At 66.7% G+C, this 9,595-nt stretch carries 11 protein-coding genes; 8 read left to right on the top strand and 3 right to left on the bottom strand.

Going from position 1 to position 9,595, the window contains the following annotated elements; all coding sequences use genetic code 11:
* Together GJ699_RS34315 and GJ699_RS33665 are read left to right on the top strand one after the other, a co-directional pair.
* A partial coding sequence (locus tag GJ699_RS34315) for a ParA family partition ATPase (protein ID WP_195763717.1) occupies positions 1–453 on the top strand: 453 nt, incomplete at its 5' end.
* Between the two features lie 10 nt (positions 454–463).
* On the top strand, positions 464–1,195 hold the full coding sequence (locus GJ699_RS33665; protein ID WP_154383777.1) for a TorF family putative porin: 732 nt from the start codon (positions 464–466) through the stop codon (positions 1,193–1,195).
* Here the strand turns inward: GJ699_RS33665 and GJ699_RS33660 are convergent.
* The 3 genes from GJ699_RS33660 to dapA form a co-directional block, all read right to left on the bottom strand.
* Entirely contained in the window at positions 1,192–1,815 is a 624-nt protein-coding gene (locus tag GJ699_RS33660) for a hypothetical protein (RefSeq protein ID WP_154383776.1), read from the bottom strand. The two genes, GJ699_RS33665 and GJ699_RS33660, sit on opposite strands and share 4 nt — an antisense overlap.
* Positions 1,816–2,030: 215 nt before the next feature.
* Complete coding sequence (locus GJ699_RS33655) at positions 2,031–2,582, bottom strand: hypothetical protein (protein ID WP_154383775.1); 552 nt, start codon at positions 2,580–2,582, stop codon at positions 2,031–2,033.
* Positions 2,579–3,565, bottom strand: coding sequence for a 4-hydroxy-tetrahydrodipicolinate synthase (gene dapA, locus GJ699_RS33650; RefSeq protein ID WP_154383774.1), 987 nt, complete (start codon positions 3,563–3,565; stop codon positions 2,579–2,581). The genes GJ699_RS33655 and dapA overlap by 4 nt, the downstream gene beginning before the upstream one ends.
* Positions 3,566–3,758: 193 nt before the next feature.
* On the opposite strand from dapA, the gene GJ699_RS34310 reads away from it, so the two are divergent.
* The 6 genes from GJ699_RS34310 to GJ699_RS33625 form a co-directional block, all read left to right on the top strand.
* On the top strand, positions 3,759–3,851 hold the full coding sequence (locus GJ699_RS34310) for a potassium ABC transporter ATPase (RefSeq protein ID WP_195763716.1): 93 nt from the start codon (positions 3,759–3,761) through the stop codon (positions 3,849–3,851).
* A complete protein-coding gene (gene kdpF / locus GJ699_RS33645) occupies positions 3,848–3,937 on the top strand; it encodes a K(+)-transporting ATPase subunit F (RefSeq protein ID WP_154383773.1) in 90 nt (29 codons plus the stop codon). The genes GJ699_RS34310 and kdpF overlap by 4 nt, the downstream gene beginning before the upstream one ends.
* Positions 3,934–5,727 carry a potassium-transporting ATPase subunit KdpA gene (gene kdpA, locus GJ699_RS33640; protein WP_154383772.1) on the top strand — a complete coding sequence of 598 codons (1,794 nt, stop codon included), beginning with the start codon at positions 3,934–3,936 and terminating at the stop codon, positions 5,725–5,727. Before kdpF ends, kdpA begins: the two co-directional genes overlap by 4 nt.
* Before the next feature lie 9 nt (positions 5,728–5,736).
* The gene (gene kdpB, locus GJ699_RS33635) at positions 5,737–7,887 is read left to right on the top strand and encodes a potassium-transporting ATPase subunit KdpB (protein WP_154383771.1); all 2,151 of its coding nucleotides are present in this window, start codon (positions 5,737–5,739) and stop codon (positions 7,885–7,887) included.
* A 10-nt stretch (positions 7,888–7,897) separates the two neighbouring features.
* A complete protein-coding gene (kdpC, locus tag GJ699_RS33630) occupies positions 7,898–8,491 on the top strand; it encodes a potassium-transporting ATPase subunit KdpC (protein WP_154383770.1) in 594 nt (197 codons plus the stop codon).
* A gap of 15 nt (positions 8,492–8,506) precedes the next feature.
* A partial coding sequence (locus GJ699_RS33625) for a KdpD family sensor histidine kinase (RefSeq protein WP_503826202.1) occupies positions 8,507–9,595 on the top strand: 1,089 nt, incomplete at its 3' end.

Genomic DNA, 9,595 nt, shown 5'->3' with positions numbered 1-9,595 from the left:
GCCTGCGCCTGGCGCGGCGAGCTGGCGGCGGCCGGGGCGCAGCCGCGCTTCGCGGCGCGCGCGGTGCGCGGGCGAAGCTTGCCGGGCGAGCTGGAATTGCTGCGCTGCCGCTACAACGACATCGTCATCGACACCGAGGGCCGCGACACGGCGGACAGTCGGGCGGCGCTGATCGCGGCGCGGCTGGCGGTGGTGCCGGTGACGCCGGCGCAGGCCGATCTGGCCAGTCAATACCAGTTGATCGCCCGTTTGAATGCGGCGCGCATGTTCAATCCGGGCTTGCGTGTTCTGTTTGTGCTGGTCGGCGGCGCCGACGGTCCCAGCGACGCGGAGCGCGCCACGGTGCGCGCGTATGCGGCGCGGGTGATGGCGGCGACGCTGGCCAGCACCATTATTCGCGGCGCGGCGGCTTCCGAGCTGGATGCGCTGTACCGCGAAGTTTTTAACCACTGATAGGAATGTTATGAAAAAGTTTGTACTCGTCGCGGCGCTGGCCGCTGTGTTTTCCGTTCACGCCGAGGAAGCTGCTCCGGTGCCGGATAACGCGGTTAGCTTTAATGTGGCGGCGGTCAGCGATTACCGTTATCGCGGTATTTCGCAAACGCGCTTGCAGCCGGCTTTGCAGGGCGGGGTGGATTATGTGAGTAATCCGACCGGCTTGTATGTGGGCGCGTGGGCGTCGACCATCAAGTGGATCAAGGATGCTGGCGGTGATGGCAATCTGGAGCTGGATATTTATGCCGGCAAGCGCGGACAGGTGACGGCGGATGTGGCGTATGACGTTGGTGTGCTGACGTATGTTTATGCTTCCAATGCGTTGCCGGTCAGTGCCAATACCACCGAGGTGTATGGTCAGCTGGGTTATGGGCCGGCGTATGTGAAGTATTCGCATGCGACTACCAATTTGTTTGGTTTTGCGGACAGCAAGAACAGCGGCTATGTGGATGTCGGTGCCAATATTGATGCGGGCGAGGGCTGGACGGTGAATCTGCATGCCGGCCATCAGGATGTTAAGCATAATGATGCGGCTTCCTATTCTGACTGGAAGCTGGGTGTGACCCGCGACTTTGGTGTGGTGACTGGCGCGCTGGCGCTGATCGGGACCAATGCGCAGGAGTCGGCTTATACTTCGGCCGCCAACGGCAAGTTCCTCGGCAAGACGGCGCTGCAGCTGACTGTCAGCAAGGTGTTTTAAGCGTTGTGATTGCGCTGGTGGCGCCGCTTGCCGCGCCGGGTTTTCTTTTTGCCCGGGGCGGCGGGCGTGCGCGCGGCCGCCGCTGGTGTGTCTGCCGCCGCGCTTGCCGGCGTTGGACGTGGCGCCGGTCGTTGCGGCGCGGCGGGCGGGGTATTGGCGGCTTCGTCGTCGGCGTCGGCGTTGAACAGGCGGGCCGTCGCGGCTTTTTGCAGGGTGCGGCATTCGTCGGCCAGTACCCATTGCGGGCTGCCGGGGAAGCGCAGCCAGACGGCTTTCCAGGCGTTGCGGTTGCCGCTGCCGCGCAGGTTGGCAAAACTGGACGGTGAGACGCTCTGGCCGTCGCACAGGATTTCGCCGCCTTCGACCGACGCGAAGTAGTGCTGGCGCCGGAAGCTGGCGCGCAGCCGCGTGCCGGCCGGAAGAAACAGCTGCTTCCATTGGTAGCCGATGTCCGAGCGGGTGGCGGCTTCCTGCACCGGCGGCGCGGGATTGATATAAGCGCGGATGGCCGCGCAAATGTGCGGTTCCTGCTCCATGCTGGACCAAAATAGGCCGGTGTATTCGCCCAACTCCACAAGCAGATCGGCAGGGATGCGCAGGGGCATGGTGAGAGTATTCATGGTGGGGTCTCCTGAAAGTCGGTTTTACTAAAATCCGCTACCTACTACGAGGCAGCGCTAACAAGCTCTATCGATTACTAAAATTGCCGAGCCGGCGCGTGAATCCGTCGGCGTAGTAATGATTAGAGTCGGATTAGTGGACGTTAGTTCCGTCTATCGGAGGGTAGTAGTACATCGAGCGTTTTAGTAAAACGTCGAAACCAAACACCCCCCACCTATATACTCACCCGGCTTTGAAAGATTTCGCGGTATAAATGCCGCACTTCCGGTGCGCACAGCTTGCGGTCTTCCTTGTAGGCTTGCAGCTCGAGTTCGCTGTGGCGCGAATGGTAGCTGTCTTCGCCATCGGCCAGTACCAGCGTATCGGCCAGCCGGGCGTTGGGCAGCTGGGCCACAAATACCAGCACACAGCCGGCCTGATGTGCCGTCAGCGGATGGCGGCCATGGGCCACTGTGGCCAGCACCCGCACGTTGGGATTGGCGCGCTGCGCCGCCAGCAGACGGGCGCGCAGCGCGGCGGAGCCGTCGCGTTCCAGCGCCTCCGGGCGCAGCAGCGCCAGAATCACCTGTGCGCGCGCCAACAGTGCTTCCTGGCTGGCCTGCACCACATAGCTTACTACATCGTCATACAGATCCACATCGTAGCTGCCGGCTCGGGGGCCGACCAGCAGCACGCGCTTGCCCGCAGCCACGCGCAGCATGGCCAGATCCTCGGCCAGATCGGCGACCGCGCCGTCGCCGTCGGTGCCCGTCATGGCGACGATCATAAGGCCGCCTTGGCGTGGGCCAGCGAATAGCGCGTCGTCGTGGCATCGTTCGCGCGCGCCGCCTGTGCCGTCTGTGCCGCCGACGAGGGCTGTCCGGCTGGCTGGTAGCGTGGAATGCTGTCGAGCGCTTCCAGCGCGGCCGCCAGCCGTTCCCTGCAGACCGCGCTGGCCGGCACCATCGGCAGCCGCAGCTCGTCGCGCAGCAGGCCCTGCATCGCCAGCGCCGCTTTCAGCGGCGCCGGATTGGGCTCGGAAAACAGCAACTGCATCATCGGCTGCAAGCGCGCCGCCAGCCTACGCGCCTCGGCCAGCCGCTGCGCGCGCAGCAGATCGAACAGCTGCACATACAAATCGGTGCGGATATGCGCGGAGGCCGAAATCGCGCCGTGCGCGCCGCCGCACAGCGCGGCAAACAGCAGCCCATCGTCGCCGCATAGCACCGACAGCCGCGTGTGCGCCAGCAGTTCCGCGATGTGCGACAGGCTGCCGCCGGCTTCCTTGATGGCGGCGAATTGCGGCCGCTCCGCCAGCCGCTGCGCGGTGGCCAGCTCCAACTGCACGCCGGTGCGCGCCGGCACGTTGTACAGCACGATGGGACGCTCGGTAGCGTCGGCGATGGTTTCGAAGTGGCGCAGCAAGCCTTGCTGCGACGGCCGCACATAGGCCGGCGTCGACACCAGATAGCCGGCCAGCGGCGCCTCGTCGAATTCCAGCACGCGGCCGGCGGCGGCAAAGGTGTCGTTGCCGCCGACGCCCAGCAGCACCGGACAGCGGCCGCGCGTCACTTCCAGCACCGCCGCCAGCGCGACCTGTTGCTCGGCCAGATCCAGCATGGCGGCCTCGCCGGTGGTGCCGCACACCACCAGCCCGTGCGCACCGTCGGCGACCACGCGTGCGGCCAGCCGCTGTAAACACGACACATCCAGCTCGCCATGCCGCAACGGCGTGACCAGCGGTACCCAGATTCCTGTCAGCGTATCCATGATTTCCCTACGTGGTTGCGATGCAGTCAGCTTAGCCAGACGGCCGTAAACGCGGCCTAAATAGTGGCGCCGGCGGCGTAAAAAAAACGTAAATTTTTACGCTTTGTTTACACCCGGCCGGCAAGTCTTTACAAAATCTTTAGACCCTTGTGGCTAAGCTTCACAGCATCAAAACGAGACCTGTGAGGGTGTGATGGACTTTATCTTTATCGGCGCCACGGCGCTGTTTTTCCTGCTGACGGTGGCCATGGCCGCCGGCTGCGACAAGCTGGGAGGCCGGCCATGAATATGTTCTATGTGATCGGCGCGATCGCCTCGGCCGGCCTGCTGGTCTACCTGGTGGTGGCGTTGCTGAAAGCGGAGGAACTATGAGCGTGCAATCGATCCTCCTGCTGATCGTGTTCCTGGCCGTGCTGCTGGCGCTGGCCTGGCCGCTCGGCATCCTGCTGACCCGCGTCGGCGACGGCGCCACCGCACCCGTGCCCGGCATGGGCTGGCTGCGCGGCGTCGAGCGCGTCATCTACCGCATCGCCGGCGTCGACCCCGAGCAAGGGCAGGGCTGGAAATCCTACGCGGTGTCGCTGCTGTTATTCAGCCTGATCGGCGCGCTGGTCACCTACGGCCTGCAGCGGGTGCAAGCCTGGCTGCCGCTGAATCCCCAGGCGATGGCCAACGTCAGCCCGGATTCGGCGTTCGACACCGCGGTCAGCTTTGTCGCCAACACCAACTGGCAAGGCTATAGCGGCGAGCAGACCATGAGCTATCTGACCCAGATGCTGGTGTTGGCGGCGCAAAACTTCTTCTCGGCCGCCACCGGCATCGCGGTGGCCTATGCGCTGATCCGCGGCTTCGCCGCGCGCTCGGCCAAGTCGATCGGCAATTTCTGGGTCGACCTGACCCGCGCCACACTGTACGTGCTGCTGCCGCTGTCACTGCTGCTGGCGGTGTTCCTGATGGCGCAGGGCGTGATCCAGAACTTCAAACCATATCAGGAAGTGCAGCTGCTCGACCCGGTCACCTACAGCCAGCCGAAAGTCGGCGCCGACGGCCAGCCGCTGCTGGACGCCAAGGGCCAGCCGGTGACCGAAACGCTGACCACCGGCACCCAGACCATCGCCATGGGCCCGGTGGCGTCGCAGGAAGCGATCAAGATGCTGGGCACCAATGGTGGCGGTTTCTTCAACGCCAACTCGGCGCACCCGTATGAAAACCCTACCGCGTTGAGCAACTTCGTGCAGATGCTGGCGATCTTCGTGATCCCGGCCGGCCTGTGCTTCGCGTTCGGCCGCATGGTCGGCGACCGGCGCCAGGGCTGGGCGGTGCTGGCCGCGATGACGCTGCTGTTCGTGGTCTGCACTTGCGTGGTGATGGGCGCCGAGCAAAGCGTCCATCCCGGCCTGCAGGCGCTCAACGTCGACCAGCGCATGGGCTATATGGAAGGCAAGGAAACCCGCTTCGGCGTCAGCGCCTCGACGCTGTTCGCGGCGGTCACCACCGCCGCCTCGTGCGGCGCGGTCAACGCCATGCACGACTCGTTCACGCCGCTCGGCGGCATGGTGCCGCTGCTGCTGATCCAGTTCGGCGAAGTGATCTTCGGCGGCGTTGGCTCCGGTCTGTACGGCATGCTGATCTTCGCCATCATGGCGGTGTTCATCGCCGGCCTGATGATCGGCCGCACGCCGGAATACCTGGGCAAGAAAATCCAGGCCTATGAAATGAAAATGACCTCGATCGCGATCCTGGTGACGCCGACGCTGGTGCTGGCCGGCACCGCCATCGCGGTGCTGTGCGAGGCCGGCAAGGCCGGCATCGCCAACCCCGGCGCGCACGGCTTCTCGGAAATCCTGTACGCCTTCAGCTCGGCCGCCAACAACAACGGCAGCGCGTTCGCCGGGCTGTCGGCCAACACGCCGTTCTACAACAGCATGCTGGCGATCGCGATGTGGTTCGGCCGCTTCGCCATGATCGTGCCGATCCTGGCGATCGCCGGCTCGCTGGCCGGCAAGCAGCGGCTGGCCGCCAACGCCGGCACCATGCCGACCCACGGTGCCATGTTCATCGGCCTGCTGTGCGGCGTGGTGGTGCTGGTCGGCGTGCTCAATTACGTGCCGGCGCTGGCGCTGGGCCCGATCGTCGAGCACTTGCAGTTGTTTGCCCAATAAGGAGTCATCATGTCACAAGCTAGTACGCTGTTTACCAATCCGCCGGCCAAAAAGCTGAATATGTTCGATTCCGAACTGGTGGTGCCGGCCATCGTCGACGCGCTGCGCAAGCTGCATCCGCGCACCCAGTTGCGCAGCCCGGTGATGTTCGTGGTGTATGTCGGCAGCATCATCACCACCTTGCTGGCGGCGCAGGCCGTGGCCGGCCACGGCGAGGCGCCGGCCGGCTTCATCATCGCCGCCGCCGTCTGGCTGTGGTTCACGGTGCTGTTCGCGAACTTCGCCGAGGCGCTGGCCGAGGGCCGCAGCAAGGCGCAGGCGGCCTCGCTGCGCAGCCTGAAACAAAGCGTGGTGGCCAAAAAGCTGGCCACGCCCAAGCACGGCACCAGCTGGCTCGGCACCCCGGCGCTGGAGCTGCGCAAGGGCCAGTACATCCTGGTCGAGGCGGGCGACGTGATCCCGATCGACGGCGAGGTGATCGAAGGCGTGGCCTCGGTCGACGAAAGCGCCATCACCGGCGAATCGGCGCCGGTGATCCGCGAATCGGGCGGCGATTTCTCGTCGGTGACCGGCGGCACCCGGGTGCTGTCGGACTGGCTGGTGGTGCGCGTCAGCGCCAATCCGGGCGAAACCTTCCTTGACCGCATGATCTCGATGGTGGAAGGCGCCAAGCGCCAGAAAACGCCCAACGAAATCGCGCTGACCATCTTGCTGGTGGCGCTGACCATCGTGTTCCTGATCGTCACCGTGACCCTGCTGCCGTTCTCGCTGTTTTCCGTCGCCGCCGCCGGCAGTGGCGCCCCGATCACCATCACGGTGCTGATCGCGCTACTGGTATGTTTGATCCCGACCACCATCGGCGGCTTGCTGAGCGCGATCGGCGTGGCCGGCATGAGCCGCATGATGCAAGCCAACGTGATCGCCACCTCCGGCCGCGCGGTGGAAGCGGCCGGCGACGTCGACGTGCTGCTGCTGGACAAAACCGGCACCATCACCTTGGGCAACCGCCAGGCCGCCGCCTTCGTGCCGGCGCCCGGCGTGACCGAGCAGCAGCTGGCCGAGGTGGCGCAACTGGCCTCGCTGGCCGACGAGACGCCGGAAGGGCGCAGCATCGTGGTGCTGGCCAAGCACAAGTTCAATCTGCGCGAGCGCGAAATGGCGGCCTTGAACGCGGTGTTCGTGCCATTCAGCGCGCAGACCCGGATGTCCGGCGTCGACCTGCCGTTGGCCGGCGCGGCAGGTGCCGAGGCGGGCGGCGGCGTGGCGGTGGCGGCGCCGGTGCGCGCGCTGCGCAAGGGCGCGGCCGACACGGTGCGCCAGTATGTGGCGACGCTGGGCCAGCCGTATCCGGCCGAGGTGGCGCGCGCGGTGGACGACATCGCGCGTCGTGGCAGCACGCCGCTGGTGGTGGTCGACGGCGGCCGCGTGATGGGCGTGGTCGAACTGAAGGACATCGTCAAGGGCGGCATCAAGGAGCGCTTCGCCGAGTTGCGCCGGATGGGCATCAAGACCGTGATGATCACCGGCGATAATCAACTGACCGCCGCCGCGATCGCCGCCGAAGCCGGCGTCGACGACTTCCTGGCCGAAGCCACGCCGGAAGACAAGCTGAAACTGATCCGCGGTTACCAGGCCGAGGGCCGGCTGGTGGCGATGACCGGCGACGGCACCAACGACGCGCCGGCGCTGGCCCAGGCCGACGTCGCGGTGGCGATGAACTCCGGCACCCAGGCCGCCAAGGAAGCCGGCAACATGGTCGACCTGGACTCGAACCCGACCAAGCTGCTGGAAATCGTCGAAATCGGCAAGCAGATGCTGATGACGCGCGGTGCCCTGACCACGTTCTCGATCTCGAATGACATCGCCAAATACTTCGCCATCATCCCGGCCGCGTTTGTCGGCACCTACCCGCAGCTGAAGGCGCTGGACATCATGCACCTGGCCAGCCCGGCCTCGGCCATCATGTCGGCGCTGATCTTCAACGCCCTGATCATCGTGGCGCTGATTCCGCTGGCGCTGAAGGGCGTGCCGTACCGCGCGATCGGCGCGGTGGCGCTGTTGCGCCGCAACCTGCTGCTGTACGGCGTTGGCGGCATCATCCTGCCGTTCATCGGCATCAAGGCCATCGACCTGTTGCTGGCCGCGTTCAACCTGGTATAAGGAGACCATCATGAGTTCGCAACTACGTCCCGCCCTCACCATCTTCGCCGCGCTGACCCTGCTGTGCGGCGTGGCCTACCCGCTGGCCGTCACCGCGATCGGCGGCGCCGCCTTCCCGGCGCAAGCCGGCGGCAGCATGCTGGAAGTGAACGGCAAGCGGGTCGGCTCGTCGCTGATCGGCCAGGCCTTCTCCTCGCCGCAGTATTTCTGGAGCCGGCCATCGGCCACCGCGCCGATGCCCAACAATGCCGCCGGCTCGTCCGGCGCCAACCAGGGCCCGACCAACCCGGCGCTGCTGGACGCCGTCAAAGGCCGCATCGCCGCACTGCAGGCGGCCGACGGTGCCGCCGGCGTCGCCAATCCGGGCCCGATCCCGGTCGACCTGGTGACCGCCTCCGCCAGCGGGCTCGATCCCGAGATCAGCGTCGCCGCCGCGCGCTACCAGGCCGGCCGCATCGCCGCCACGCGCCACCTCAGCGTCGAGCAAGTGCTGGCGCTGATCGCGCGCCAGCAGCAAACGCCGTGGCTGGGCGTGTTCGGCGAAGCGCGCGTCAACGTGCTGGCGCTGAATCTGGCGCTGGACCGCGCGCAAGCCCACGGCTAGAGGTAAAATCCGCGCATGGCCATTCCTTCCGCTCCCGTACGCCCCGACCCCGACGCGCTGCTGGCGCAGGTGCGGGCGCAACAACGCAAGGCCGCGCGCGGCAAGCTGCGGATCTACTTCGGCGCCTCGGCCGGCGTCGGCAAGACTTACGCCATGCTGGCCGAAGCGCGCCAGCTGCAGGCAGGCGGCCAGGCGCCGCTGGTCGGCGTGGTGGAAACCCACGGCCGCGCCGACACCGCCGCCATGCTGGCCGGGCTGCCGCAGCTGGCGCCGCGCCTGATCGCGCACCGCGGCAAGCAACTGGCCGAATTCGACCTCGACGGCGCGCTGGCGGCGCGACCTGCGCTGATCCTGATCGACGAACTGGCGCACTCCAACGCGCCCGGCTCGCGCCACCCCAAGCGCTGGCAAGACGTCGAAGAACTGCTGGAAGCCGGCATCGACGTGCTGACCACCGTCAACGTGCAGCACCTGGAAAGCCTGAACGACGTGGTGGGCGGCATCACCGGCATCCGCGTCGCCGAAACCGTGCCCGACACCGTGTTCGACCAGGCCGACGAAGTGGTGCTGGTCGACCTGCCGGCCGACGAACTGCTGGCGCGGCTGCGCGCCGGCAAGGTCTACCACGGCGCCCAGGCCGAGCGCGCCGGCCAGAACTTCTTCCGCAAAGGCAATCTGATCGCGCTGCGCGAACTGGCGCTGCGCCGCACCGCCGACCGCATCGAAGACGACGTGCGCGCCTACCGGGTCGAACAATCGATCGGCGCCATCTGGAAAACCGGCGCCGCGCTGCTGGCCTGCGTCGGCCCCGGCGCCGGCGGCGAACACACGGTGCGCAGCACGGCGCGGCTGGCCGGCCAGCTCGGCACCGGCTGGCACGCGGTATACGTCGAAACGCCAGCGCTGCAGCGGCTGCCGGCGGCGCAGCGCGAGACCATCCTCAACACGCTGAAGCTGGCCGGCGAGTTGGGCGCCACCACCGCCGTGCTGAGCGGCGCCGACATCGCGCTGGCGACGCTGGACTACGCGCGCGGCCACAACCTGTCCAAGCTGGTGCTGGGGCGGCCGACGGGCCGGCGCGGCTGGCCGTGGCGGGCGCCGCTG

Source organism: Duganella guangzhouensis (assembly GCF_009674535.1).
GTDB lineage: Bacteria > Pseudomonadota > Gammaproteobacteria > Burkholderiales > Burkholderiaceae_D > Rugamonas > Rugamonas guangzhouensis.
Note: the sequence above shows the minus strand (reverse complement) of the source record. Positions and strands in the feature narration are given on the sequence as shown.

Bases quoted from the DNA above. Each gene is read 5' to 3' on its own strand.
- GJ699_RS33665 (WP_154383777.1), top strand. From the start codon at position 464: ATGAAAAAGTTTGTACTCGTCGCGGCGCTGGCCGCTGTGTTTTCCGTT.
- GJ699_RS33660 (WP_154383776.1), bottom strand. From the start codon at position 1,815: ATGAATACTCTCACCATGCCCCTGCGCATCCCTGCCGATCTGCTTGTG.
- GJ699_RS33655 (WP_154383775.1), bottom strand. From the start codon at position 2,582: ATGATCGTCGCCATGACGGGCACCGACGGCGACGGCGCGGTCGCCGAT.
- dapA (WP_154383774.1), bottom strand. From the start codon at position 3,565: ATGGATACGCTGACAGGAATCTGGGTACCGCTGGTCACGCCGTTGCGG.
- GJ699_RS34310 (WP_195763716.1), top strand. From the start codon at position 3,759: ATGGACTTTATCTTTATCGGCGCCACGGCGCTGTTTTTCCTGCTGACG.
- kdpF (WP_154383773.1), top strand. From the start codon at position 3,848: ATGAATATGTTCTATGTGATCGGCGCGATCGCCTCGGCCGGCCTGCTG.
- kdpA (WP_154383772.1), top strand. From the start codon at position 3,934: ATGAGCGTGCAATCGATCCTCCTGCTGATCGTGTTCCTGGCCGTGCTG.
- kdpB (WP_154383771.1), top strand. From the start codon at position 5,737: ATGTCACAAGCTAGTACGCTGTTTACCAATCCGCCGGCCAAAAAGCTG.
- kdpC (WP_154383770.1), top strand. From the start codon at position 7,898: ATGAGTTCGCAACTACGTCCCGCCCTCACCATCTTCGCCGCGCTGACC.